Consider the following 24,516-nt stretch of genomic DNA (forward strand, 5'->3'; position numbering starts at 1 on the left):
TCCGCGACCCCGACATCAGATTCGTCAGAACCTGCGACCCCATGTCGAACTTCATCCCACACCCCCGCACACTCGATCGACCGTAAGTATGTCCACTCCGATCAACCTACATCGCTCTATCAACCAGCAACGCGCCACTTGTAACGCACCTATGACAAACCGACAGGGGCGATACGCGTTCTTCAGCCCAGGTAGTCGGCGGCGCCGAGCCGGGGCAGGCTGGCCCAGGTCCGGGTCCCGCCGCCGGGCTCGCGGGAGTCGCCGAAGCCCCAGGCCCCGCCGCAGTCCCGGACCACCGCCCCCATGAGCCGCAGGGCTGCCCGCCGGCGGGCCTCGCAGTGGGCGGCCAAGCGGGGGTGGGCGTGGGGCGGGTGGCCGTCGTAGACGGTCAGCCGGAGCGAGTCGTCGCGGTAGCGGACGGAGAGGTACAGGGCACGGCCCGGGTCCAAGCTCCAGGCGGCCGCCACCAGTTCGCCGGTGACTTGTACGGCGGCGGGTGCCAGGGGGTCGAGCCGGTAGGCGTGCAGGACGGACCGTACGGCTGCCCGCGCGATCTGGGCGCTGTACGGGGCTCCGGGCACGGTCAGGCTGCACGTGAGGGCGTCGAGCGCGGGCGGCTCGTCACCGACGGGCTCGGGCGGGGAGACGGGGCAGGCGGTGAAGGCGTGGCTGGACATCGAGGACTCCCTGAGGTCGGAGGTGACTACGGCGAGTTCGACGCGCACGGATGGCTGACGCGGGCGGGGAGCGTGGCTCGTCGCCGAGGCCCGAGCATGCTGCGGCGATGCACTTCAACTCCGTTGCGTAAGCGGTGCAATTCCTAAAGTATCGACAGGCGGGCCTTATTTGGCCCGCCCGACGGCAGAAATCATCCGTACGTGGCCAGAGCGGCTGCCGGCACGCCAGACTGCACGCCATGACCGCGAGGACCGCCCCCACAGAGCGTCAGAAGAGGCTGGGGCATGAGCTACGCAGGATGCGTACGTCGGCCGATCTCTCAGCCGAGTACGCGGCCGGGCTGCTCGGCGTCGACCGAGGAGCCATCTCAGCCATGGAGTCCGGCACTCGTGCCATCTCCGCCGAACGGTTGCGAACCCTGGCCGTCAACTGCGACGTGACCGATGAGGAGCACCTCGCGGGCCTGGCGGCGATGGCGGCGCCAAGTCGTGGATGGTGGGACCGATACCGGGGTCAACTACCCCAAGGATTCCTGGACATCGCGGAACTGGAGGCACACAGCAGCCGGATGCGGGGCGCCTTTTCGGTGCACATGCCGGGTCTCCTCCAGACCTCGGACCACGCACTCGCCGTGTTCCGCATGGTCGTCCCTCAATTGCCGGAGCGGGAGATCGCGCTGCGGCTGGCGTTTCGCGTCGAACGCCAGCAGGTGCTGGACGGCACTGACACGCGTCCGTTCGTGGCGATCGTGCACGAAGCCGCCCTGCGGATGCAGTTCGGCGGGCCTCGGGTTCTGCGCGGTCAGCTGGAGCACTTGCTCGACCGGTCGGCGCAGGGGAACGTGACCCTGCGCGTCATCCCGTTCGAAGCGGGCGGATTCCCGGGCGCGGGCCAGACCGTCCTCTACGCGGAAGGCCCCACCGCACAGCTCGACACCGTCCAGGTCGACAACTCGCACGGACCCGACTTCTTTTACGCCGACGCACAACTCGCCAAGTACCGCGCACACTTCGACGTGCTGGAGAAGCTGGCTCTGTCCCCAGAGGAGTCCAGGGGGTTCATCCACAACATCGCCGACCAGCTGTGAAAGGGAACTCCATGCCTGATGTGATCTGGGAGGAGCCGTTCTGTGGTGAGGGAAACTCTTGCTACCGAATAGGCGTGGACGGCGGCGGGAACAGCTACATCGCCGTCGCCGGCCGGGAGGACGCGTACCTCACCGACTCGGCGGACGCGCTCCGTCAGCTGATCCGGGACATCAAGGCGGGCAAGGCCGATCACCTGCTGGCCGACTGAGCCCGCCGGTAGCGAGGGTGCCCGGCGGGGTCGACGTTGGCGTCAGCCGCCCGCGGAGCTGGGTAACGCGATCTCGACGCAGCGGTTCTTGCGGTTCATGCGGCACTCGACGGAACCCGCGCTCACACTCGTCACGGCAAATTGGTCGAACCCTCCTGCATCGCGTTGACCGCGGCCTCCCACGTCTCCACCGCTGCCGCTCGTGGGTCAATGACGCAGCGATCACGCAGAGCCACGAGAGGGGCTGAACGCGAAATCGATGACGCCGGTCGGCTCTTCGAGATCACCGGTTCACCGGGCCACCCGCTTGCCGAGTCGGTCCGCCTTCCTCTCGGCATCAGATCCGTATCATACCGGGCAATAGTCACGGGCCGGGCCGGTTGGCATCCGCTGCCGTGGCCCTCCCGTCCGGTGCATCACGTGTCGAACTCGCCCACCCAGGAACGGTCCAGAAGACGGACAGGAAGGTACTCGGACTCGACCTCGATGGGGAAGCCTGCGTCGTACGCGAGGCATGCGATGGCCAGCGGCCCGAGGGCCAGAAACCCCGCGATGTCCCCCGAACGCTCCGGCGTACTCCAGTACGCCTTATGGAGTTCCAGAGCCTCCACGAGCGCCTCGTTGAACCCGTCGTGGTCCTTGCGCAAGAACTGGTAGAAGAGGTTGATCGGCGGGTACAGCACGCACTGGAGCAGATCGCGCGGCGCGATCGTCGCGATGTCCGGATGGGATTGCTCGATGGCCGCCGTCAGCTTCTCCGGCAGCCCCGGCTGCTCACGCCAGTACGTCTGCAGGGCGTCCACCCAGTGGTAAACGTACTCGTCGCCCTCGGCACCGGACGACCGCAGGAGATCGAGCGGAATCTGGCACATCGCGTCCATGCGAGGCTGATCCCGGCAGATGATGACGAACCACAGTGCGGTCAGCCAGTTGCCGGCATTTGCGTAGAACTGGGGGCCCGTGGCATTGATGGTGCGCACCTCGTGTGCGATGCGCGCCTCAACCGAGCCTTCAATGATGGAGGCGGCTGCAAAGGCCGCCGCGCCCATCTGCATGGCGGAAACGGTGGCATCCCACGTGGCGAAGCGGTTGCCGCGCGGGTTGAGGACCTGGTTCGTCTGCACCTGCAGGAGTGCCTCGTTCAGCGCCATGCCGACGATCGCAGGCGAGGCGTCCAGATTCTGGATGCTCGTCTCGAACTCCTCGGCCAGGCGCTCGGTGACCTGCTCGTCGACCGTAGGAATGGCGTGCCGCTCCACAATCACCGTCACGGATTGCTCCTGTTAGTGCCCTCGAAGAAGAAGTCTTCCTCTTTGAATGTTCCGACATTGAATCGGCGACTCTTGAAGCCCCCATAAGTCGGCCCGTCGGAGACACCTTTGACGAGGATGTATTCGACCTTATCCGCTATGAGCGCCTTCTTCAGATCAGTGTACAACTTGAGCTCGGCGACATCTCCGTTCTCCGCTCTCTTCCACATCTCGTTCATGATGTCCAGGAAGTACTCACGCGAGCCCTGCTTCGCCTTGTATCCACTCGGCAACGTACGCTCGTTGATGCCCGTGCCGATGTCGCTCTTCGCTTCGATGACGGCGAAGTCCTCGTCGCCCTTGCGCCGCCAGACTTGATCGAACTGGTCGTTTCCGTTCTTGGGGCCGGCGGTCGGCTCCCACTTCGCTCCCTGCGGATGCAGTTCGGTGGGGCGCGGGTGGCGAAGGCACAACTGGAGCACTTGCTGGCCAAGTCCGAGCAGGACAACATCACCGTCCTCGCCATCCCGTTCAGCGCGGGCGGCTTCCCCGGTTCTGGACAGACGCTGACCTATGCCGAAGGGCCCGTACCTCAACTCGACACCGTTCAGGTCGACAGCACGCACGGACCGGAATGCCTGGATGGCGAGGCACAGTTGGCCAAGTACCGCGCGCACCTGGGATGGATGGAGAAGATCACCCTGTCTCCGCAAGGCACAAGGGACCTCATCCACTCCATCGCGCAGGAACTCTGAGGGAGCATTCATGCCGGACATCACGTGGGAAGAGCCGTACTGCGCCGAGGGGAGCGCCTGCTACCGAATAGGCGTGGACGGCGGCGGCAACAGCTACATCGCCGTCGCCGGCCGGGAGGACGCGTACCTCACCGACTCGGCGGACGCGCTCCGTCAGCTGATCCGGGACATCAAGGCGGGCAAGGCGGATCACCTGTTGGCCGACTGAGCCCCTGCGGGGGGGGCGCTGTGTGTCAGCCGCCCGCGGTGCGGGGGAAGGTGATCTCGACGCGGCGGTTCTTCTTGCGGCCTTCTTCCGTGCCGTTGTCGGCGATGGGGTAGTCCTCGCTGTACCCGCGGACGTCGAAGACGACGCCGGGGTTCGTCACGGTCTTGGCCAGCTCGGCCTGGACGGCGTCGGCGCGCTGCTTGGAGAGTTCCTTGCCGTGTTCGTAGCTGCCTTGGTCGTCGGTGAAGCCGAAGACGCGGACGCGGGTCGCCTTCTGCGTGTTGATCTCGGCGGCGATGGCTTGTATGCGGGCGGCGGCCTGTGCGTTGAAGACGGCGCTGTCCTCGGGGAACAGGACCTCGGACTGCAGCGCCATCATGACCGTCTGGTTGGTCTCCTGCCGTCGCTGCTCACCGCCGAGGTCTTCGACGACCTCGGCGATGTCGAGCACCTTGGCGGGAGCGAGGGTGCCGCCCTGGGGGATCTTCAGCCCGGGCGAGCTGGAGTCGATGGGGACGGGGGCGGAGGCCGATGGCTCTGCGCCGGGGGGTACTGACGGCTTGACGTCGTCGGCGTGGGCGGTGCTCGCGCCGATGAAGTGTGCCCCGGCGATGACGAGACCGACGACGGCCGTGGCGGCGGTGGTGCGGTGGCTTTTTGTCATGGGGTCACCCGGAGATTTTGAGGGTCGCCGTGGCGAAGGTCGGGAGTGTGAAGTCGACCTCGGTGGTGGTAGCGGGCGGGGCGGGGAACTGAGCGAAGAAGGCGACGCTCTGGCCGGCCTCGATGGTGGACACTCCAGTCGTACACAGGCACCTGCCGTCGGTGTCCCGCAGCACGTAGTACCGCTTCTTGCCGGCCTTATCAATCAGAGTGACTCCGGCGACGGAGGTGCCGCTGGAGGTGAGCTCATTTCCTCGCCAGGCCGTCGTATTCACGAATGCCGCTGTTCCCGTGTTCTTGAGTGAACCGTTCACCGTCAGAAAACCTCCGGCTTCACGGGCTGCCGAATGGATCGTCAGCACCATGCCGCCTTCCCCGTTAGCCGTCGCCAGCGTCTGGGTCGGAGTGGGCGTTGCGGAGGAAGGCGCACTCTGGCTGCTGCCAGCCGGAGGCTGAGACGCCGGAGGCTTCGACGCAGCTTCGGGCTTCTTGTCGTCTCCGCCACCGCATCCGGCCAACGTGAGGGCCAACGTCACCGCAACAGCGACGGCTGCTCCCCCCTGGACCTTCGCCATGTGCCGCATGCTCATCTGCGCCGCTTCCTCATTCCATCGTTCGTTGTCAGTCGACCAGTCGCACGGCAAAGAGTGTCCTTGCCAATACGCTCCAGGGTTCGGGCTTCCCAGGGTCAAACTTGAGGACCTCGCCCTTGCATTTGATCTCGATCGAGGCGGGTCTCTCCCCAGCGCCAGGAGACGGCGACGGCGACGCGGACACCGCCGGAGAGGGATCAGCGACTGCCCCCAATCGGCAGCGTGATTCGACAACTGCCGTGGCGTTGGCTGTCCCGTGCTGGCCGCTAGCTCCAGGCACCACAGAGTCACCGACTGTCCGTGCAGTCGTCACCTGGACGGTGAATCGCGGAAGAGCTGGCTCGCAAGTGGCCGTCGCCTCATTCTTCGCTGCGAAGTCCCGGGCTGCGACACAGGCACGGCCAGCATCCAGGAGCCTCCCATCGAGGAGTTTCTTCCAGCCTTCTGCCTTGAGAGTTCCGAGATCGACCCCTGGCACCAGATGGTCCCTCGCGTCACGTGCCGCCGCCAGTGCTGCAGCGTCCGCGGCCCCTTGTGCATCACTCCGCACGACGGATGCCTGCCCGACTGCGAAGAATGCCAGAGCAGCGAAAAGCAGGCCTGCCACCACCACAATGTAGAGGGGGAAGGCCTGTCCTCGATCGCAGAGTCTGCGTGCAATCACTTGCCTGCGGTAATGCCTGCAACCTGTGACTTGATCTTGTTTGTAATGTCCTGGCCGATGCCGGTTCCTACGATCGCCCCGATGATCACCACGACCACCAGGATGATCCCCAAGTACTCGAACGCCGTCTGGCCGCGATCCCTCGTGCTCGTGCTCATGCTCGTGCCTGTGCCCGCGTACCGCTTCCGCATCCTCGCCAGGGTGTTCTGCAACATGGGGGTTTCCTCCCGGGCCGGTGCCACTGCTGGTGTGCGGACGGTACGGCGAGTCACCAGTCGTCACCAAGGGTCCCGGGGCCCAAATACGGACCCATTGCACACTCCGTCTACCCATGACCGGTCACTCCTGGACGGGCGGTTCCCAGCCAGCGGGCTATCGCCGCGCTGCGCGTGGTGCTGTGGAGCTTCGCGAAGATGCGGTTGATGTGGTTCTTGACCGTCTTCTCGCTGATGAAGCAGGTGGCGGCGATCTGCTGGTTGTTCATTCCGGATGCGATCAGATCCATGATCTCCACCTCCCGCGAACTCAGCCCGAAGCCAACAGAGTTGTGCATCCGCTCTGAAGAGGGTGCCACAGTTCGTTGCTGTTGCGAAGAGGTGCGGAGTTCGGCGAGCAGGGCGTTCGCCGCCGTCGGGGTGAAGTGGGGGCGGCCCTCGGGGGCGTCGCGGACCGCGCGGAGCAGGTCGGCCGGTGTGAACTCGCCGTGGACCAGGTAGCCGCCCGCGCCCAGCAGCAGCGTCTCGCGGACGATTTCGGACTCCCGGCTGTACGTCAGCATCAGCACCGGGGCCAGTTGGACGAGGTGCGGCAGGGCCGAGATGCCGTCCACTCCCGGCATCCGGACGTCCAGCAGGACTACGTCCGGAGCGTGCCGGCGGGTCAGGCTCAGGGCCTCGCGGCCGTCCGCCGCCTGGGCTATGACCTCGATGTCCTCGGCCTCGCCGAGGATGGCCGTCAGGCCCGCCCGGATGACCGGGTTGGCATCGGCGATGAGCACGCTCAGTCGGGCCACGGCTCAGCCACCTCCGAACAGCGCGCCGAAGTCGACGTTCGCGCCGTAGACGAAACCGCAGACCAGCAGGATGAGCGTGCCCGGCAGCATGAACATGGTGACCGCGAACGTGGCCTTCGGGACGGCCCGGGCCGCCCGCCGACGGGCGTTCTGGGCGTCCGTACGGCGCATGTCGTCGGCGATCGCGATCAGGGTGTCCACGATCGGGGAGCCGAGTTCCTCGCCCTGCTGCAGCGCCGTCACGAACTGCGCGACCTGTTCGCTGTCGTTGCGCCGCCGCAGCTCGTCGAAGGCCTGGCGGCGGCTGACGCCCATGTCCATCTGCTGCAGGGTGATCCGGATCTCGTCCGCCCACGGGCCCTCGTACTTGTGCGCCACCCGCTCCAGCGCCTGCCGGAAGCCGAGCCCCGCGCTCACCACGACCGCGAGCACGTCCAGGAAGTCCGGCAGGGTCCGCTCGATGTGGTCGCGGCGGACCCGGATCGCCGACCACAGCCCGACCTCGATCCAGAACAGGCCGAACGCGACCATCAGGAGGGCGGGGACCAGCTGTCCGTTGATCAGCATCGAGAAGGCGCCCAGGGCTCCGAGAGCCCCGTACACGGCGCGCCGGGCCGCGTACCGGTCGATCGTCAGGCCGGCCGGGTTGCCCGCCATGTCGATCTGGCGGCGCTTGCGGGCCACCCGCGACGGTCCCATCATGCGCAGCACCGCCGGGGCCCAGCGGATGCCCAGCCGGTCGACCAGCGAGCCGACGGCCGTCGTGCGGGTGGCGCCGACCTCCAGGGCCAGCGCGAGGTCGGTGGGGAGCTTGACGTCGGCCCGGTAGAGCCGGATCCCGTGGAAGACGCCGAGGACGGACAGCGCCACGGCCAGGGCCAGGAGAAGAGCGATCACGACGGCAGCCCCCTCACACGTCGATCTTGGACAGCCGGCGGATGAGGACGAAACCCAGGCTGAACAGGCCGAGGGCGATCAGGACCGCCGTCTGGCCGAGGAAGGCTCCGGTCATCCGGTCCAGCGCGCCCGGCATCATCATGTCCACGAGCAGGAGCGAGCCCAGGCCGATGGCCGGGACCAGGTACGCCGTCACCGTGACCTGCGACAGCTGCGTGCGGATCTCCCGGCGGGTCTCCTTGCGCTGCTCCAGGGTCACCGTGAGGTTGCGCAGGCTCTCCACGATCGTGCCGCCCGCCCGGGCCGACAGGACGAGGGTGGAGACCAGGACGACGAGTTCTCGGGAGGGGAGGCGTTCGGTGAGTTCGCCGAGGGACTCCTCGATGGAGTGGCCTACGGCGAGGCGGTTGGCGACGCGCGCCAGTTCCTCGCCCGCCGGGGCCTCCAGTTCCTCCGCCGCCATGCCGATGGCCGTCCGCAGGGCCAGCCCGGCCTGGGTGGCGTTGGCGAGGATGCGGGCCAGGTCGGGGAGCTGGTTGATGAACCGCTCGGTGCGGCGCGTGCGCTGCCAGTTGAGGAACGCGTTGGCCGCCCACACGCCGATCACCCCGGCCACCGGACCGAAGAACGGGGCCAGGAACGACGCGGCGACCAGCCAGGTGCCGGCGATCGCGGCGCACATGTAGACGAAGAACTCTCCGGCCGTCAGGTCGAGGCCGGTCACCGCGAGCTTGATCTCGATGCGGCGGCCCGGCTTCGTCGTGCGCAGCCGGCGGTCGATCCCGGCGAAGCGGCGCCGCCGGCCCGCGGGGGCCGGCGCACCGGTCGCCGAGAGCCGTTCGATGAGCGCGGCCCGCTGGGCGCGGCCCGCCGCGTAGGCGTGGACGCCCAGGACCACGAACAAGCAGGTCAGCAGGGTGGCGCCGAGGGTGAGGAGGATGAGTGGGTTCACAGGGCGGTCCGGGTGATGCGGGGGGTGGTGAGCGGGTCGTCGTCCGGCTGGGCGACCCCGAAGGCCTGCGGGATGGGCTGGTTGTTCATGTAGAGGCGTTCCGCGATCGCGCGGGGCAGCGGGTAGTAGGCGAAGTGGCCGTGGACGCGTGCGTCCGCCCCCATGGGCTGGGCGACGAAGCGGCAGACGGTCGTGATCCGGAAGGGTTCGCGGCCGTGGGATTCGAGGACGGAGATCTCCGTGATGCGGCGCGAGCCGTCGCCGAAGCGGGTGAGCTGCACGATCACGTTGACGGCGCTGTTGATCTGGTCCTGGAGCGCCTCGAAGGGGATCTCGACCTCCGACATGGAGGCGAGCGTCTGGAGGCGCATCAGCGCGTCCTGCGAGCTGTTGGCGTGGACGGTGGCCAGCGAGCCGTCGTGACCGGTGGACATGGCCTGGAGCATGTCGAGGGTCTCGCCGCCGCGCACCTCGCCGACGATGATGCGGTCGGGGCGCATGCGCAGGGAGTTGCGTACGAGGTCGCGGATGGTGATCTGCCCCTTGCCCTCGACGTTCGCGGGGCGGGATTCGAGGCGGATGACGTGCGCCTGCTGGAGCTGGAGCTCGGCCGAGTCCTCGATGGTGATGATGCGCTCGCCCTCCGGGATCAGCCCGGAGAGGGCGTTGAGGAGGGTCGTCTTGCCGGTACCGGTGGCGCCCGACACGATCAGGTTCATCTTCGCCGCGACCAGCCCCGACAGCAGCAGGAGCATCTGCTCCTCGAGCGAGCCGAGGGCGATCATCTCGTGCAGGGTGAAGGCCCGCGGGAAGCGGCGGATGGTGAGGGTGGCACCGGTCAGGGACAGCGGCGGGATGATGACGTTGACGCGCTCGCCGCTGGGCAGCCGCGCGTCGACCATCGGATTGGCCTCGTCCACACGGCGGTTGACGGTGGAGACGATGCGCTCGATCGTCTGCATCAGCTGCTCGTGCGAGGCGAAGCGGAGGGGGAGCTGCTCGACCCGGCCGGCCCGCTCCACGAAGATCTGGTCGGGCCCGTTGACCATGATCTCGGAGATCGACGGGTCTTCCAGGAGCGGCTCGAGCACGCCGAGGCCGAGGGCTTCGTCGACGACGCGGCGGATCAGCTGCGCGCGCTCGACGGTGGACAGGACGGGCCCTTCGCGGCTGATGATGTGGCCGAGTACGCGCTCCAGGCGGGCCCGGCGCTCGGCGGGCGCGAGCGCGGACATCTCGGCGAGGTCGATCTCCTCCAGCAGCTTGGCGCGGTACGAAGAGACCAGGCGGCCGTCCTCGCGCGGGTTGTGACGGTCGTCGGGGGTGTTGACCCGGGAACGCAGGCTCATGGTCGGGGGCCCTTCGGGTCGTCGTTGGGCATGACGGCCGTGGCCACGGCGGCCGGTATGTCCAGGCCGGGCACGATGGCCTTGATCTCGATCCTGGCCACCGCGGTCACGGCGTCGGAGTCCTTGGTCACCTCGACCCTCGCGCCGAGGCTCGCCTTCACCGCCGCCTCGCCCGCCGCCTTGCCGCCGCTGCCGTGCCGGGCCTCCACGCGCGCCGCCGTACGGGCTGCGGTGTCGGCCTGCTCGTGCACGTACGCCACCCAGCCCAGCTGGATCCCGCACAGCGCGACGAACAGCAGGATCGGCACGAAACCGATGTACTCGATGGCCACTTGGCCCCGGTCGGAGCGCCTACGCCGTCGGTTCACGTCACTCCCCGTCCCTTTCCATCGCCGCACCGCCCGTGCCGTGGATCGAGCCGAAGTTCAGCCCCGGATGGAAGACGGGGATCTTCAGCGTGACCGTCGCCTTGTAGATCTCGCCCGACGGGCCGCAGTCCGTGGTCATCCCCCACACGTCCGAGACGTGTTCCTTCGCCGCCGCCGCACACTCGGCGGCCCCCCTCACCGCCCCCGCCCGCGCCGCTTCGTCCGCCGCGTTGCCCGCCAGGGAGAACGCGTAGCCGATCAATACGCACTCCCACACCGCCGCCACGAGCAGCAGGATCAGCGGCACCGTGCCGACGAACTCGATCGCCACCTGGCCCCGGTCCCGGTCCCGATCCCGGGCCCGCACCGCTCTCCGTCCTCCCCGTGGCGACATGGTTCAGCCCTCCCGGCCGCGGCGCAGGCGGGCCACCGGACCCGGGGCGCGGACCGCCAGCGAGGCGCCGGCGGGCTGCGGACCGGCGGTCTCCGGCGCCGACAGCAGTCCCAGCTCGCCCGCCAGCGCCCACAGGGCCTGCTTGACCGTGGAGCGGTTGTCCAGGTCCTGGACCCGGCCCGCGTCCACGACGGCCTGGAGTTCCTTGAAGGCCGCCGGGACCGGGGTGCGGGTGGCGCGGGTCTTGGTGATCTTCTCGATCAGGGCGGGCTGTATCTCGGTGTGCTTGCTCCAGCGGTTGACGACCATCGCGGTGTCCTCCGCCTTGCGCACCTGGAGCCGTTCCCACATCCGGACCATCCGCTTGGCCGCCCGCACGGCGACCACGTCCGGGGTGGTGACCAGCACGGCCACGTCGGCCGTCTCCACCGCGGCGGCGTTCGCGCCGGTGATCTGGGTCCCGCAGTCGATGACGACGAGTTCGTAGCGGGCGCGCAGCGCGCCGATGACGAGGCGGGCGGCGCGTTCGTCGACCTCCTCGCCGCGTTCCCCGTCGGCCGGTGCCAGCAGCAGCGCCACGCCCGTGCGGTCGTCGTACACGGCGTCCTGGAGGACCCGTGGGGAGATGTCCTGGATCCCGGCGAGGTCGGCGATCGAGCGCCGGAACTGCACGTCGAGGTACGAGCCCACGTCGCCCGCCTGGAGGTCCAGGTCGACCAGGGCGGTACGCCGCCCCGAGGCGGCCGCGGCGAGCGCGAACTGCACGGCGGTGAAGGTGGTGCCCACGCCGCCCTTGGCCCCGCTGACGGTGACCACCCGGCCGCCGGGCCCCGCGAAGGCCTCGGCGGCGCCCCGCCCGAGGTGGCGGCGTACGCCCGCGGCCCACTGGGCGGCGGCCTGGACCCGGGTCGCGAGTTCCTCGTAGGTGAGCGGAAGGCCGATCAGGCCCCGCGCGCCCGAGTCCATGGCGGCGGAGAACAGGGCCGGTCCGGCGTCGGAGGTGACCAGGACGACACCGACGGCCGGGAAGCGCAGGGCCACTTCCCGGATGAGGTCCAGGGCGGGCACCGGGCCGATGCGCTCGTGGACGAGGACGACCTCGGGGAGCTCGTCGATGGACTCGGCGGCGAGCCGGCCCAGGGTGTCGAGCAGGGTGGTGGAGTCCGGGACGGGGACGGCCGGTTCGGAGGCCGGGAGCTGGCTCAGCAGGGTCACGAGGGCGCGGGCGGCGTCCGGGTCGCCCGCCGCCGGGAGGATTCGGGTGGTCATCCGGGCCGCCTCACTTGTCCCCGTCGAGGGTGTACGTACGCTCGCCGGGAGCCGGGGCCGAGTCGGTGCCGGGGGCCACGAGGGCCAGGCGCACGTGCTCCGCGAAGGACTCGGCGTACGCGACGCGCTGGGTGTCCTTGGTGTTCAGGGCGAAGGTGATCGGGACGGCTTCGGCGGGGCCCTTGCGGTCGCTGTCCTTGTCGAGGGCGGTGAGCTTGCCGACGCCCAGGACCCGGGCGTTGGCGACGATGATCACCGAGCGGGAGGGGTCTCCGTCCTTGGCGCCCTTGAAGGTGGCGAGGATGTTGACCTTGGCACCGGATGTGATCTTGCCGGCCACGCCCGTCGCCGCGTCGATCATGATCGCGATCTCCTGCTCGCCGGGCTGGAGCTGCGGCCGGTCGACGAACATGTCCGTCTGGAGCAGCGAGCCCTTCTTCAGGGTGGTCAGCGCGATCTTGTCCTTGAGCGCGCCGAGGTCGCTGACGGCGGTCTGCGACAGCCACCGCTTGGGGACCGTGACCTCCTCGAACTGCCCCGCCGTCAGCGGGCTGTACGGGGCTATGTCGCCCTTGACGCGGTACGCGACGACCTCGGACCCGACCTTGGAGTTGACGTCGCCGATCACCACGAGGACTCCGGCGAAGGCCCCCAGGGCGCACAGGACCGACAGGAGCAGCAGAATGACGCCGCGGCGCTGGCGTGAGTTCATGGTCCGTACTACCTCGCCGTTCTTCGTTCGTTCGTCGGGCCGGATCGGTCAGGGTCTGGAGCGGGCGGTGCCCGCCGGTGCGGCCGGCGGGGGCGGGGCGTTCAGTGGTGCGGCGCAGAATCCGCAGCGGTCGCCGATGAGCTCGAGGCCGCACCAGCGGCACTCCTCCCGGCGGACCGAGGCGACCAGCTGGTAGAGGACGGAGAGGTCCGGGATGCCGGCGGCGAACTCGACGAGCTTGGCGGTGCCCCACCAGCCGGGCGACGCGGCGGGCAGCGGGTTCTCCATGACGCCGTTCACCCGCCAGGCGGGGGCGAGTTCGGCCGCGACCCAGTCGGGGGCGAGCTGGCCGCGGGCAAAGGTCAGGTGGGTGGCGAACTCGGGCCCGGGGGGCATGACGCCCCCGCCCCCGCCCCCGTGCGCACCCCCGGAACCGCCCGAACGGCCGGATCCCCCGGAACCGCCCAGCCGGGCCAGGTGCGGCGTCGGATGGGCGAGTACGGCGAACTGCGCGCTCGGCGACCAGGACCGGGCGTGCGCCTTGAGCCCGACGGGGACCCGGTCGAGCTTGGCGACCGAGCCCAGCAGGGCGCCCGCGTAGACGTAGTGGGACAGCAGCCGGGCCGCGGAGGCGATGATGCCGGGGCTGAAGTCGCAGACGCTGAGCTGGCGCAGCTGACGTACCAGCAGGGCCGTGCCCAGGGGCGGCAGATCGATGCCGAGGAGCGCGATCCGGTCCGTTTCGAGGATGGCGCGCACGGTGTGCAGCCGCTGGACGGTGGCCCGCGGCAGCCAGGGCGGTACGACGGCCACGAGGTGGCCGTGGCGCTCCAGCAGCGTGCTGGTCTCGGCGAGCGCGCCGGCGAGGTCGAGCTGCTCGGGCGGGTGCAGCAGGGCGGCGCCCGGCGTGTGCCGGTCGGGGGCGGGAAGGACCAGATCGGCGCTGGTGACAGCGATGGCGGTCGGCACGCGAATCCCCCCGTTCACCCTGTGCGCCACGGCCGTTCGCGTAGCCGTCGCGCACACGCACACACTGCGCGACCGCAAACGATCGACGCGCTTCCCCCTTGCCTCAGCACCATATCCGCGTCGCCCCTGACAGGGCAGGGGCTTGGTAATTCCCGTGCCGGCAGCACATGTCACAGGTGGCGGGAAACCCGGACAACAGGGATCGGACGATCGAGCATTTCCAGCCACATTGCAAAGACTCTTGACACGGGGATTGGTCTGGACCAACTTGGCTCCGCCAGGCCTTTGCCGGGGCGCCCCCACGCGCCCCCTGCTCCTCCCACCCCTCCCTCCCCCCACCGGAGCCCACGTGAACCGCATACGCTCCCTCGCCCTCCTCGCCGCCGCCACCCTCACCGCGGGCGGCCTCACCGCCCTCGCCACCGGCACCGCGCAGGCCGCGGACGTCAACGTCGCCCGCAACGGCGGCTTCGAGTCCGGACTCGCCAACTGGTCCTGTTCCGCCGGAAGCGGCGCCTCCGTCTCCTCGCCGGTCTACGCCGGAGCCGGCGCCCTCAAGGCCACCCCGGCCGGATCGGACCAGGCCCGCTGCAGCCAGACCGTCACGGTCAAGCCGAACTCGACGTACACGCTGAGCACGCAGGTCCAGGGCAGTTACGTCTACCTCGGCGCGACCGGGACCGGCACCCAGGACGTCTCCACCTGGACCCCCGGCTCGGGCGCCGGCTGGCAGAAGCTGTCCACCACGTTCACCACCGGCCCGTCCACCACCCAGGTCACCGTCTACACCCACGGCTGGTACGGCCAGCCGGCCTACGTCGTCGACGAGTTCAGCGTCTTCGGCCCGGACGGCGGCGGGGGCACCGACCCCGGCCCCTCCGTCCCGGGCGCGCCGTCCGGTACCGCTGTTTCCGGACAGAGCTCGAGCGGACTCACCCTTTCGTGGAACGCGGTCGGCGGGGCCACCGGCTATCACGTGTACCAGGACGGCGTCCGCGTCCGCACGGTGTCCACGGCGAGCGCGCAGATCACCGGGCTCGCGGCCTCGACCTCGTACTCCTTCCAGGTGAGCGCGTACAACGCGGCGGGCGAGGGCCCCAGGTCCGCGGCCGTCACCGGCACCACGACCGGCGGCGGGGGACCGAACCCGAACCCCGCCGTCCCCAAGCACGCACTGACGGGCTATTGGCAGAACTTCAACAACGGAGCGACCGTCCAGAAGATCTCCGACGTCTCGGCGCAGTACGACATCATCGCCGTCTCCTTCGCCGACGCCACGGCCACGCCGGGCGCCATCGCCTTCACCCTCGACTCGGCCGGCCTCGGCGGCTACACCGTGGCCCAGTTCAAGGCCGACATCGCCGCGAAGAAGGCCGCCGGGAAGTCGGTCATCCTCTCCATCGGCGGCGAGAAGGGCACCATCACGGTCAACGATTCCGCGTCCGCGACCAACCTCGCGAACTCGGCGTACGCCCTGATGCAGGAGTACGGCTTCTCCGGCATCGACATCGACCTGGAGAACGGCCTGAACCCGACCTACATGACCCAGGCGCTGCGCGCGCTGTCGGCGAAGGCGGGCCCCTCGCTGGTCCTCACCATGGCCCCGCAGACCATCGACATGCAGTCCACCCAGGGCGGCTACTTCAAGACGGCGCTGGCCGTCAAGGACATCCTCACCGTCGTCAACATGCAGTACTACAACAGCGGCTCGATGAACGGCTGCGACGGCAACGTCTACTCCCAGGGCTCGGTGGACTTCCTCACCGCCCTCGCCTGCATCCAGCTGGAGGGCGGCCTGGACCCCTCGCAGGTGGGCATCGGTGTCCCGGCCTCGCCGAGCGGGGCGGGCAGCGGCTACGTCTCCCCGACCGTCGTCAACAACGCCCTGGACTGCCTGACCCGCGGGACGGGCTGCGGCTCCTTCAAGCCGTCCAGGACCTACCCCGGCCTGCGCGGCGCGATGACCTGGTCGACGAACTGGGACGCCAAGGCGGGTAGTGCCTGGTCCAACGCGGTGGGTCCCAAGGTCCACGGCCTCCCCTAGGCGGTAGGTGTGGGGGTGGCCGGTTTCGGATCGGCCCGCACGGCGTGGTATTGACCTGCACATGCCACAAGAGCACGCTGTGCGCGTCCGCACGGCTACCCCCACACTCCCCACCCAGGAGAACGCATGCGGCTCCACTACCGCCGAAGGGCCGCCGTCACGGCGGCCCTGCTGGCGCTCGCACTGGGCGCCCCCGCCTACGGGATGAGCGCGACGGCCTCGCCGCCGCCCACCCCGTCCACCGCCACCCAGGACGAGGCCATCGTCCAGTACCGCATCCACGGCCCCGCCACGGCGACCGACCGGACCGCCCTGGTCCGTACGGGCGTGTCGATCGACGAGGTGGACGACCACACGGTCGTGGTCAGCGCCGACACCATGCAGGCCAAGAACCTGCGCGCACTGGGCTACCACCTCACCGCGCTGCCCGGACCGCCGGAGCGCTCCGAGGCCGGGATCGCGGTGAGCCCGATGGACTTCCCGTCCGCGGACTCCCGCTACCACAACTACGCCGAGGCGAACGCCGAGATCGACCAGCGCATCGCCCAGTACCCCGGGATCATGAGCAAGCGGGTGATCGGGAAGTCGTACCAGGGCCGGGACCTCGTCGCCATCAAGATCAGCGACAACGTCGCGACGGACGAGGCCGAGCCCGAGGTGCTCTTCACCCACCACCAGCACGCCCGCGAGCACCTGACCGTGGAAATGGCGCTGTACCTGCTCAAGGAGTTCGGCTCCAAGTACGGCACCGAATCCCGGATCACCAACGCCGTCAACGGCCGGGAGATCTGGATCATCCCCGACCTCAACCCGGACGGCGGCGAGTACGACATCGCCACCGGCTCCTACCGGTCCTGGCGCAAGAACCGCCAGCCCAACTCCGGATCCTCGTACGTCGGCACGGACGAGAACCGGAACTGGAACTACAAGTGGGGCTGCTGCGGCGGCTCCAGCGGCAGCAAGAGCTCCGAGACCTACCGCGGCCCGGCCGCCGAGTCGGCGCCCGAGGTCAAGGCGGTCTCGGACTTCGTCCGCAGCCGCGTCGTCGGCGGCAAGCAGCAGATCAAGGCCGCGATCGACTTCCACACGTACAGCGAACTGGTGCTGTGGCCCTTCGGGTACACGTACAACGACACCGCCCCGGGGCTGACCGCCGACGACCTGGCCGCCTTCAAGAAGGTCGGCACCAGCATGGCGGCGAGCAACGGCTACACCCCGGAGCAGTCGAGCGACCTGTACATCACGGACGGCACGATCGACGACTGGCTGTGGGGCGACCAGAAGATCTTCGGCTACACCTTCGAGATGTACCCGGCCAGCTCGGGCGGCGGCGGCTTCTACCCGCCCGACGAGGTGATCGACCGCGAGACCGCCCGCAACAAGGACGCGGTGCTCCAGCTGCTGGAGAACGCGGACTGCATGTACCGCTCCATCGGCAAGGAAGCCCAGTACTGCACCGTCTGATCCCCCGCACGGCACGAACCGGGGCGCCCCACCGCCAGGGGGGCGCCCCTCCCCGTGTGCCTGTTCAGCCGAGGACGGCGAGCGCGTCGATCTCGATGAGCAGCCCGGCCGGCAGACCCACGTACACGGTGGTCCGGGCGGCCGGCGCCTCCCCGAGGCCCTGCTCCTGGAAGTAGGCGTCGTAGAGCTCGTTCATCTCGGCGAAGTGCGCGGTGTCGGTGAGGTAGACGCGGATCATCATCACGTCGTCCCAGCCCGCGCCGCCCGCCTCGAGGACCGCGCGGACGTTCTCCAGCGTCTGGAGGGTCTGCTCGCGCAGTGTCGGCCCGGCGGGCGTGGGCGGCCGCCCGTCGACGTGCGGGAGGAAGCCGACCTGCCCGGCGACCTGGAGGATGTTCCCCTTGCGCACGCCGTGCGAGAACCGCGCGGGCGGTGCGGGGTGGGTGGCGGGGGTGATGGCGGTCTTCTTGTCGCTCAAAGTCCTCAGTCCTCTTCCTGGTGGTGAACCTGCGCGTGGCCTTGAACCTGCCGCTCGTCCTGATCCTGTGATCCCGAGTAGTCGCGGCTGACGGCGTCGGCGGTGCCCCGGACCAGCGGCAGCAGCGCCATGAGCTCCTCGGCGGTGACGACGACGCCGGGCGCGGAGACGGACAGCGCGGCGACGACCCGCCCGTCGGGCCCGTACACGGGCGCGCCCAGGCAGTTGACGGACTCCTCGTGCCCCCCGAGGTCGGCGGCCCAGCCCTGCTCGCGCACGAGGTCCAGCTCGCGCAGGAAGGCGGCGGCGTCGGGGGTGGAGCGGGCGGTGTAGCGCGGATAGTCGATCCGCGCCGCGAGGCTCCTGCGCTCGCCCTCGGGAAGGCCGGCGACGAGCAGCTTCGCGACGGCGGCGACGGTGAGGGGCACGGGCCTGCCGATGCGGGAGTACATGCGGACCGGGTAGCGGCTGTCGACCTTGTCGACGTACACGACCTCGTCGTCCTGGAGGAGGGCGAGGTGCACGGTGTGCCCGGTGGCCTTGTTCAGTGCGACGAGGTGGGGGTGCGCGACCTCCCGTACGTCGAGGTTCTCGACGGCCTCGGCGGCGAGCGCGAACAGCTGCGCGCCGAGCCGGTAGCGGCCGTCGGCCTGCCGGTAGACGAAGCCGCGCGCGTGCAGGGTGCGCAGCAGGCGCAGCGCGGTGCTCTTGTGCACGCCGAGCGCGTCGGCGACCTCGCCGAGGCCGGCCGCGCCCCCGGCGAGCAGCGGCAGCACCGCGAGTGCCCGCTCCACGGACTGGCTCATCCCTCGTCCTCTCGTACGGCCACGGCCACCCCCGGCTCCGCCCGCGCCTCGTGGGGCTCCGCCCCACACCCCGCTCCTGCCGCGCCGGAGGGGCCGAAACTGCCGACCGGCACACAGCCGCGGTTGCGGCGCCGCACGTTGACCCGCCGTCACCCGGGATGTTAGACAGCGTGCAGCGGCATACGCAACGACCGTTGCACACAGCGCAACCCCCGGAGGGCACCGCATGGCCAGCGACCCCGTCAAGGACCTCGCCGACGAACCGGTCGACCACCGGTTCAAGGGCCTCCCCCCGGACGCCCACGCGGCCGGACTCACCGTGGGCCAGCTCACCGCGCAGCGCCGGGACCTGCACACCGGAGGGTTCACCACCCCCGTCCTGACCCTCGACGCCGAAGCGCTGGAGAACAACCTCACCGCCCTCGGCACGTACGCCGCCCGCCACGCCCTGGCCTTCGCCCCGCACGGCAAGACCTGCATGGCCCCACAGCTCTTCCGCCGCCAGCTGGACCACGGCGCGTGGGGCATCACCGCCGCCGTCCCCCACCAGGCCCGCGTCTACCGCGCCTTCGGCATCCAGCACATCTTCCTCGCCAACGAGCTCGTCGACCCCGCCGCCCTGCGCTGGGTCGCCGCCGAGCTCGCCGCCGACCCCGACTTCCGCTTCGTCTGCTACGTCGACTCGGTCCGCGGCGTCCACCTCATGGACCGCGCCCTGCGTGACGCGCCCGCCGTCATCGACGTCGTCGTCGAACTCGGCGCCGGCGAAGGCGCCCGTACCGGCGCCCGTTCCGACGAGGACTGCCGCGCCGTCGCCGACGCCGTGGCCGACGCCGCCACCCTGCGCCTCGTCGGCGTCGCCGGCTACGAGGCGGAGGTCCCCGACGCCGACCCGGACAGCGTTCACGCCTACCTGCGCCGCCTCACCGGCCTCGCCGTCGAGTTCGACAAGGCCGGCCGGTTCGACGCGCACCCCGGCCTCGAAGAGATCATCGTCAGTGCCGGCGGCTCCGCCTGGTTCGACGCCGTCGCCGACGTCTTCACCGGGATGCCCGAGCTCTCCCGCCCCACCCTCAAACTGCTCCGCTCCGGCGCCTACATCTCCCACGACCACGGCTGGTACACCCGCCTCACCCCCTTCAACCGCCACCCCGAAGAGGGCGGTCTGCGCCCCGCATTCCGGCTCTGGACCCAGGTCGTCTCGCGCCCCTCCCCCACCCAGGCCTTCGTCAACGCCGGCAAGCGCGACATCGCCTACGACCTCGGCCTGCCCACCGCCGAACTGGTCCGCGACGCCCTCACCGGCGACGAGCGGCCCGCCACCGGCCTGCGGGTGGTCAAGCTCTCCGACCAGCACGCCTGGCTGGAGACCGACTCCGCCGACGACGTCCAGGTCGGTGACTGGGTGGCCCTCGGCATGTCCCACCCCTGCACCATCTTCGAGAAGTGGCCGCTGATCCCGGTGGTGGAGCCCGACGGCACGGTCAGCGACTACGTCCGCACCTTCTTCTAGCCCGGACGTGGACCTGGTCCTGCGCGGGGCCCGCGTCGTCGACGGCACGGGCGGGCCCTCGTACACCGCGGACGTGGGCGTGCACGAGGGCCGGATCGCCGAGATCGGGCGGATCCCGGCCGGGGGACGCAAGACCCTCGACGCGCACGGCCTCGCCCTCGCCCCCGGCTTCGTCGACATGCACGCCCACAGCGACCTCGCGCTGCTCCGCGACCCGGACCACAGTGCGAAGGCCGCCCAGGGCGTGACCCTCGAAGTCCTCGGCCAGGACGGGCTGTCGTACGCGCCGGCCGACGACCGCACCCTGGACGGGGTGCGGGCCGCCATCGCGGGCTGGAACGGCCCGGGGGACGACATCGACTTCGACTGGCACACGGTCGGCGGGTACCTCGACCGGCTGGACCGCGCCCACGGCGGTCAGGGCTGCGCCGTGGGCGCCGCCTACCTCGTCCCCCAGGGCACGGTCCGCGCCTACGCCCTCGGCTGGGACGACCGCCCGGCCACCGGGCCAGAACTCGACCGGATGCGGCAGCTGGTCGCCGACGGTCTGACCCAGGGCGCCGTCGGCATGTCCTCCGGTCTGACCTACACCCCCGGCATGTACGCCTCGGGGACCGAACTGACCGAGCTGTGCCGGGTCGTGGCCCGGTACGGCGGCTACTACTGCCCCCACCACCGCTCTTACGGCCGCGACGCGCTGGCCGCCTACGCCGAGATGGTCGCCCTCACGCGCGAGGCGGGCTGCGCCCTGCACCTCGCGCACGCCACCATGAACTTCGGCGAGAACCGGGGCCGGGCCCCCGAACTCCTCGGCCTGCTCGACGCGGCCCTGGCCGACGGCTGCGACATCACCCTCGACAGCTACCCGTACACCCCCGGCTGCACCACCCTCGTCGCGCTGCTGCCCAGCTGGGCCAACGAGGGCGGCCCGGAGGCGGTCCTCGCCCGGCTGCGCGACGACGGCGAGGCCGAACGGATCCGGTACGCACTGGAGGTGACGGGCGCGGACGGCTGCCACGGGGTGCCCGTCGACTGGTCGACGATCGAGGTCTCGGGCGTCACCGACCCGGCCTTCGCCGCGTACGTCGGCACGCGCCTCGACGGCTGGCACACCGCCCGGCGCCTGCTGCTCGGCGACCGGCTCGCGCCGACGGTCCTCCAGCACGTGGGCCACGAGGAGAACGTCCGGGCGATCATGCGCCACCGCGTCCACACCGGCGGCTCCGACGGCATCCTCCAGGGCGCGAAACCGCACCCGCGCGCCTACGGCACCTTCCCCCACTACCTCGGCCACTACGTGCGCGAGCTCGGCGTGCTCAGCCTCGAGGAGTGCGTCGCCCACCTGTCCGGCCGCCCGGCGGCCCGCCTGCGCCTGCCCGACCGGGGCCTGGTCCGCGTCGGCCACCGGGCCGACCTGGTCCTCTTCGACCCGGACACGGTCGCTGCCGGATCCACGTACGACAACCCGCGGACGCTGCCCACCGGCATTCCGCACGTCCTGATCGACGGGCGCTTCGTGATGCGGGACGGGCGCCGCACGGACGTCCTGGCGGGGCGCTCCGTACGCCGGACCCCGCGACCGCAATGAACCCAGGACACAGGGCTACACCTGCATATTTAGGATGACCGGATGGTCGCCTTCGCCATCGCCGCCCTGTTCTTCCTCGCCTTCTGCACGAGCGCCCGACAGGACCGCCGCCGGTTCCGCAACGCGGTGCTGTTCGGCCTGACCTTCCTCACCTCCTCGTTCGCCCTGCTGCTCCAGGTGCCCGCGCTGCCCCGGTGGCTGGCCGTGCCCGTGGTCGTGCTCGTCTTCGCCGTCCCCGCGCTCGGCACCCTGGCCCTCGGCGTCTTCCTCATCGCCAACGGCCTGACGATGATCCGCAAGGAAGGCAGCCGCCCGCCGAACCTGCTGTCGATGCTCGCGGGCCTCGGGATCTTCGGGATGATCGCGCTGCTGCTCCTCGTGGGCCGGTACGGCGGGACCGTCGCGCACGGCATCGCGGCGACCCTCACCCTGGTCGTCGCCTACGTCTCCTTCGTCTTCCTGTGCTTCCTCGGGTACGCCTTCCTGTACGGGCGGATCAAGGTGCGCGGCGACGTCGACCACGTGGTGCTGCTGGGCTCCGGCCTGACCGGCGGCGACCGGGTACCGCCGCTGCTGGCGTCACGGCTGCGCAAGGGGCAGCAGATCTACGAGGCCCAGCTGAGCCGGGGAAGCCGGCCGCCGGTGCTCCTGGTCTCGGGCGGCAAGGGCTCGGACGAGCGGGTCTCCGAAGCCCGGGCGATGGCGGACTGGCTGATCGGGGAGGGCGTCCCGGCGGAGCACGTCCGGCTGGAGGACCGGTCCCGGACGACGGAGGAGAACATGCGGTTCTCACGGGAGCTGATGCTGGCGGACGCACCGGACTACCGGTGTGTGGTGGTCACCAACGACTTCCACGCCTTCCGGGCAGCGATGATGGCCCGCAAGACCGGAGTGAACGGGCAGGTGCTCGGCTCACCGACGGCGAGGTACTTCTGGCCGAGCGCGACGATCCGCGAGTTCGTCGCGGTGTTCTGGGAGCACAGGGCCGTGAACCTGGGGATCTGCGGCCTGCTCGTCGCCCTCGGCGCACTGGCCACCTTCCTGGCCACCTTCGCTGCCCGCTGACCGCCCTGCGGCAGCGCCGCGACCTCGCCCGTTCGGGTCAAGGTGCGTTCATGGAGCCGGGGCCGGAGGATGGGGCCAAGGACCACCGGGGGACATCGGAGGAGGTACGCGATGGACAGTGAATCGGACCAGCAGCCCACGCGGTCGGACCGGCTCTTCACGGGCGGGGAACGGCCGTACGACCCCGAGGACCTCGTGATGGCGACCGGCCACGACCCGACTCCGGAGCGGGTCGAGAAGGCGCGCCAGCTGATCGAGAAGGAAGGCCCGCAGGTCATCGAGCGTTACCTGCCGTAACGCTCGGTCCGTACGCTGCTGACACCCCGGCCTGAGGTCGCCCCTCGGGCCGGGGTCCTTCGCGGGTTGGGGGGTGCGGGCGGGCGGACGGGCGGGGAGGGAGTGCGGGAGGGTGCGGGAGGGTGCGGGAGGGTGCGGGAGGGTGCGGGGAGGGTGCGGGGAGGGAGTGCCGACGTGCGGGGAGGCAGTGCGGACGGGAGTCTGGGGTCCTCGGTACGGGAGTCGGGGGGGCCGGACCGCATCCAGACCGGGTGAAGGGTCGTTAGCGGTCCGGGGGCCACAACCCTAAGGACAGGTGAATGCACGCTCTCGATGTCGACTGGGACCACCCCACGGACCCACGCCCCGGCCCGCGGCGCGACCACGTCCGCGCCTACGTGAGCACGGCCGGCGCCGACGGACACCTGTGGCACGGAGTGCCCACCCTGCTGCTCACCACGGTCGACCGCGCCACCGGCCGGACGGTCCGCACCCCGCTGATCTACGGCGAGGACGCGGACCGGCTGATCGTCGTGGCCGCCGCGTACGGCGCCCCGGAGCACCCCGCCTGGTACGGCAACCTCACCGCCCACCCGGAGGTGCGCGTCCAGGTCGGCGCCACCGCCTCCCGCGCCGTGGCGCGCACGGCGACGCCGGAGGAGCGGGAGACGTACTGGGACATGATGACGGGCCTGTGGCCCGCCTACGAGGACGACCAGACGGCTGCTGCTCCGCGCGAGATCCCGCTCGTGATCATCGAAAGCAGAAACGGTTGGTCCAGCCCGGACGTCACCTCCGCCTCCGGTTCCGCCTCGAACTCCGCTACGTCCGCTACCTCCACTCGTTGACGTCGAAGCGGACCGAGCGCACCAGCAGCCGGTCGGTCGCGGGCCGTCCGTGGGGGCGCAGCCGCCAGTCGGGACCCTCGCAGTCGGCACCGAGGTAGACCGTCACCCAGGAGTCGGTCTGGTTGTGGGGTGCGTAGCCGGGATCGACGTCGTCGGATCCGACGGCGTCGAGGTTGACGCACCTGTCGCTCTCCGGGTCGTGCAGGGTGCCGGACCGCTCCACGCCGTTGTCATCGCGGTACGTGTAGTGGAAGTCGCCGGAGGCGGCGAGGGCCGACGCGGGAAGTGACAGGACCAGCGCGAACGCGGCGACGGCAGCAGCGACGGTGTTGCGGAGCTTCATGACGGAGCGAATCCCTTCCGGGGACCGTGGTGTTGGGTCTGTGCGGGCACGACCCTAGGAGG

Annotated in this window: 30 protein-coding genes; 11 read left to right on the forward strand and 19 right to left on the reverse strand. The window is 70.2% G+C overall.

Features of this window, described 5'->3' with window-relative positions; all coding sequences use genetic code 11:
• Positions 1–182: 182 nt before the first annotated feature.
• Positions 183–677 (reverse strand): ATP-binding protein, encoded by a 495-nt coding sequence (locus AB0D44_RS19860; protein WP_362592426.1) that lies wholly within the window; start codon positions 675–677, stop codon positions 183–185.
• A gap of 239 nt (positions 678–916) precedes the next feature.
• On the opposite strand from AB0D44_RS19860, the gene AB0D44_RS19865 reads away from it, so the two are divergent.
• Positions 917–1,765: a helix-turn-helix transcriptional regulator gene (locus tag AB0D44_RS19865; protein ID WP_362592429.1), complete on the forward strand. Its 849-nt coding sequence runs from the start codon at positions 917–919 to the stop codon at positions 1,763–1,765.
• Positions 1,766–1,776: 11 nt separating this feature from the next.
• The gene (locus tag AB0D44_RS19870; RefSeq protein ID WP_362592432.1) at positions 1,777–1,974 is read left to right on the forward strand and encodes a hypothetical protein; all 198 of its coding nucleotides are present in this window, start codon (positions 1,777–1,779) and stop codon (positions 1,972–1,974) included.
• A 416-nt stretch (positions 1,975–2,390) separates the two neighbouring features.
• Here AB0D44_RS19870 and AB0D44_RS19875 read toward each other — a convergent pair whose 3' ends face one another.
• Both AB0D44_RS19875 and AB0D44_RS19880 read right to left on the reverse strand, forming a co-directional pair.
• On the reverse strand, positions 2,391–3,245 hold the full coding sequence (locus tag AB0D44_RS19875) for an immunity 49 family protein (protein ID WP_362592435.1): 855 nt from the start codon (positions 3,243–3,245) through the stop codon (positions 2,391–2,393).
• Entirely contained in the window at positions 3,242–3,706 is a 465-nt protein-coding gene (locus AB0D44_RS19880; RefSeq protein WP_362592438.1) for a hypothetical protein, read from the reverse strand. Before AB0D44_RS19880 ends, AB0D44_RS19875 begins: the two co-directional genes overlap by 4 nt.
• Here AB0D44_RS19880 and AB0D44_RS19885 point away from each other — a divergent pair.
• Entirely contained in the window at positions 3,683–3,979 is a 297-nt protein-coding gene (locus AB0D44_RS19885; protein ID WP_362592441.1) for a Scr1 family TA system antitoxin-like transcriptional regulator, read from the forward strand. The two genes, AB0D44_RS19880 and AB0D44_RS19885, sit on opposite strands and share 24 nt — an antisense overlap.
• A 10-nt stretch (positions 3,980–3,989) precedes the next feature.
• Positions 3,990–4,187, forward strand: coding sequence for a hypothetical protein (locus AB0D44_RS19890; protein ID WP_362592444.1), 198 nt, complete (start codon positions 3,990–3,992; stop codon positions 4,185–4,187).
• A 25-nt stretch (positions 4,188–4,212) separates the two neighbouring features.
• Here AB0D44_RS19890 and AB0D44_RS19895 read toward each other — a convergent pair whose 3' ends face one another.
• From AB0D44_RS19895 to AB0D44_RS19955, 13 genes are all read right to left on the reverse strand, one after another.
• Positions 4,213–4,851, reverse strand: coding sequence for an OmpA family protein (locus AB0D44_RS19895; protein WP_362592446.1), 639 nt, complete (start codon positions 4,849–4,851; stop codon positions 4,213–4,215).
• Between the two features lie 4 nt (positions 4,852–4,855).
• Entirely contained in the window at positions 4,856–5,215 is a 360-nt protein-coding gene (locus tag AB0D44_RS19900; RefSeq protein ID WP_362592449.1) for a hypothetical protein, read from the reverse strand.
• 256 nt (positions 5,216–5,471) lie between these two features.
• Positions 5,472–6,107 carry a pilus assembly protein TadG-related protein gene (locus tag AB0D44_RS19905; RefSeq protein ID WP_362592452.1) on the reverse strand — a complete coding sequence of 212 codons (636 nt, stop codon included), beginning with the start codon at positions 6,105–6,107 and terminating at the stop codon, positions 5,472–5,474.
• On the reverse strand, positions 6,104–6,298 hold the full coding sequence (locus AB0D44_RS19910) for a hypothetical protein (RefSeq protein ID WP_362592622.1): 195 nt from the start codon (positions 6,296–6,298) through the stop codon (positions 6,104–6,106). The genes AB0D44_RS19905 and AB0D44_RS19910 overlap by 4 nt, the downstream gene beginning before the upstream one ends.
• A gap of 134 nt (positions 6,299–6,432) precedes the next feature.
• Entirely contained in the window at positions 6,433–7,119 is a 687-nt protein-coding gene (locus AB0D44_RS19915) for a response regulator transcription factor (protein ID WP_362592455.1), read from the reverse strand.
• A 3-nt stretch (positions 7,120–7,122) separates the two neighbouring features.
• Positions 7,123–8,013, reverse strand: coding sequence for a DUF5936 domain-containing protein (locus AB0D44_RS19920; protein ID WP_362592625.1), 891 nt, complete (start codon positions 8,011–8,013; stop codon positions 7,123–7,125).
• A 16-nt stretch (positions 8,014–8,029) separates the two neighbouring features.
• Positions 8,030–8,968, reverse strand: a complete 939-nt coding sequence (locus tag AB0D44_RS19925) for a type II secretion system F family protein (RefSeq protein WP_362592457.1) — start codon at positions 8,966–8,968, stop codon at positions 8,030–8,032.
• Complete coding sequence (locus AB0D44_RS19930; protein ID WP_362592460.1) at positions 8,965–10,317, reverse strand: CpaF family protein; 1,353 nt, start codon at positions 10,315–10,317, stop codon at positions 8,965–8,967. The genes AB0D44_RS19925 and AB0D44_RS19930 overlap by 4 nt, the downstream gene beginning before the upstream one ends.
• On the reverse strand, positions 10,314–10,685 hold the full coding sequence (locus AB0D44_RS19935; protein ID WP_362592463.1) for a TadE/TadG family type IV pilus assembly protein: 372 nt from the start codon (positions 10,683–10,685) through the stop codon (positions 10,314–10,316). The genes AB0D44_RS19930 and AB0D44_RS19935 overlap by 4 nt, the downstream gene beginning before the upstream one ends.
• Position 10,686: 1 nt before the next feature.
• On the reverse strand, positions 10,687–11,052 hold the full coding sequence (locus tag AB0D44_RS19940) for a TadE/TadG family type IV pilus assembly protein (protein WP_362592466.1): 366 nt from the start codon (positions 11,050–11,052) through the stop codon (positions 10,687–10,689).
• A 30-nt stretch (positions 11,053–11,082) separates the two neighbouring features.
• Positions 11,083–12,348: an AAA family ATPase gene (locus tag AB0D44_RS19945; RefSeq protein ID WP_362592469.1), complete on the reverse strand. Its 1,266-nt coding sequence runs from the start codon at positions 12,346–12,348 to the stop codon at positions 11,083–11,085.
• A 10-nt stretch (positions 12,349–12,358) separates the two neighbouring features.
• Positions 12,359–13,060, reverse strand: coding sequence for a Flp pilus assembly protein CpaB (gene cpaB / locus AB0D44_RS19950; protein WP_362592472.1), 702 nt, complete (start codon positions 13,058–13,060; stop codon positions 12,359–12,361).
• Between the two features lie 48 nt (positions 13,061–13,108).
• Positions 13,109–14,029, reverse strand: a complete 921-nt coding sequence (locus AB0D44_RS19955) for a hypothetical protein (protein WP_362592475.1) — start codon at positions 14,027–14,029, stop codon at positions 13,109–13,111.
• Positions 14,030–14,378: 349 nt separating this feature from the next.
• Here AB0D44_RS19955 and AB0D44_RS19960 point away from each other — a divergent pair, with 349 nt between their 5' ends.
• Both AB0D44_RS19960 and AB0D44_RS19965 read left to right on the forward strand, forming a co-directional pair.
• On the forward strand, positions 14,379–16,073 hold the full coding sequence (locus AB0D44_RS19960; RefSeq protein WP_362592478.1) for a glycosyl hydrolase family 18 protein: 1,695 nt from the start codon (positions 14,379–14,381) through the stop codon (positions 16,071–16,073).
• Between the two features lie 126 nt (positions 16,074–16,199).
• Positions 16,200–17,537: a M14 family metallopeptidase gene (locus tag AB0D44_RS19965; RefSeq protein ID WP_362592481.1), complete on the forward strand. Its 1,338-nt coding sequence runs from the start codon at positions 16,200–16,202 to the stop codon at positions 17,535–17,537.
• A gap of 64 nt (positions 17,538–17,601) precedes the next feature.
• Here AB0D44_RS19965 and AB0D44_RS19970 read toward each other — a convergent pair whose 3' ends face one another.
• Both AB0D44_RS19970 and AB0D44_RS19975 read right to left on the reverse strand, forming a co-directional pair.
• The gene (locus AB0D44_RS19970; protein WP_362592484.1) at positions 17,602–18,015 is read right to left on the reverse strand and encodes a RidA family protein; all 414 of its coding nucleotides are present in this window, start codon (positions 18,013–18,015) and stop codon (positions 17,602–17,604) included.
• A 5-nt stretch (positions 18,016–18,020) separates the two neighbouring features.
• Positions 18,021–18,821, reverse strand: a complete 801-nt coding sequence (locus AB0D44_RS19975; protein WP_362592487.1) for an IclR family transcriptional regulator — start codon at positions 18,819–18,821, stop codon at positions 18,021–18,023.
• Between the two features lie 226 nt (positions 18,822–19,047).
• On the opposite strand from AB0D44_RS19975, the gene AB0D44_RS19980 reads away from it, so the two are divergent.
• The 5 genes from AB0D44_RS19980 to AB0D44_RS20000 all read left to right on the forward strand — a co-directional run bounded on the left by AB0D44_RS19980 (position 19,048) and on the right by AB0D44_RS20000 (position 24,111).
• On the forward strand, positions 19,048–20,334 hold the full coding sequence (locus AB0D44_RS19980; RefSeq protein WP_362592489.1) for an alanine racemase: 1,287 nt from the start codon (positions 19,048–19,050) through the stop codon (positions 20,332–20,334).
• A 7-nt stretch (positions 20,335–20,341) separates the two neighbouring features.
• On the forward strand, positions 20,342–21,922 hold the full coding sequence (locus AB0D44_RS19985) for a D-aminoacylase (protein ID WP_362592492.1): 1,581 nt from the start codon (positions 20,342–20,344) through the stop codon (positions 21,920–21,922).
• Positions 21,923–21,964: 42 nt separating this feature from the next.
• Positions 21,965–22,987, forward strand: a complete 1,023-nt coding sequence (locus tag AB0D44_RS19990; RefSeq protein WP_362592495.1) for a YdcF family protein — start codon at positions 21,965–21,967, stop codon at positions 22,985–22,987.
• A gap of 111 nt (positions 22,988–23,098) precedes the next feature.
• Positions 23,099–23,284 (forward strand): hypothetical protein, encoded by a 186-nt coding sequence (locus tag AB0D44_RS19995; protein WP_257554480.1) that lies wholly within the window; start codon positions 23,099–23,101, stop codon positions 23,282–23,284.
• A 299-nt stretch (positions 23,285–23,583) separates the two neighbouring features.
• Positions 23,584–24,111: a nitroreductase/quinone reductase family protein gene (locus tag AB0D44_RS20000; protein ID WP_362592498.1), complete on the forward strand. Its 528-nt coding sequence runs from the start codon at positions 23,584–23,586 to the stop codon at positions 24,109–24,111.
• On the opposite strand, the gene AB0D44_RS20005 is transcribed toward AB0D44_RS20000, so the two are convergent.
• Positions 24,095–24,454, reverse strand: a complete 360-nt coding sequence (locus tag AB0D44_RS20005; protein WP_362592501.1) for a hypothetical protein — start codon at positions 24,452–24,454, stop codon at positions 24,095–24,097. The genes AB0D44_RS20000 and AB0D44_RS20005 overlap by 17 nt on opposite strands.
• Positions 24,455–24,516: the final 62 nt, after the last annotated feature.

Source organism: Streptomyces sp. NPDC048349, from assembly GCF_040651925.1.
Classification (GTDB): Bacteria; Actinomycetota; Actinomycetes; order Streptomycetales; family Streptomycetaceae; genus Streptomyces.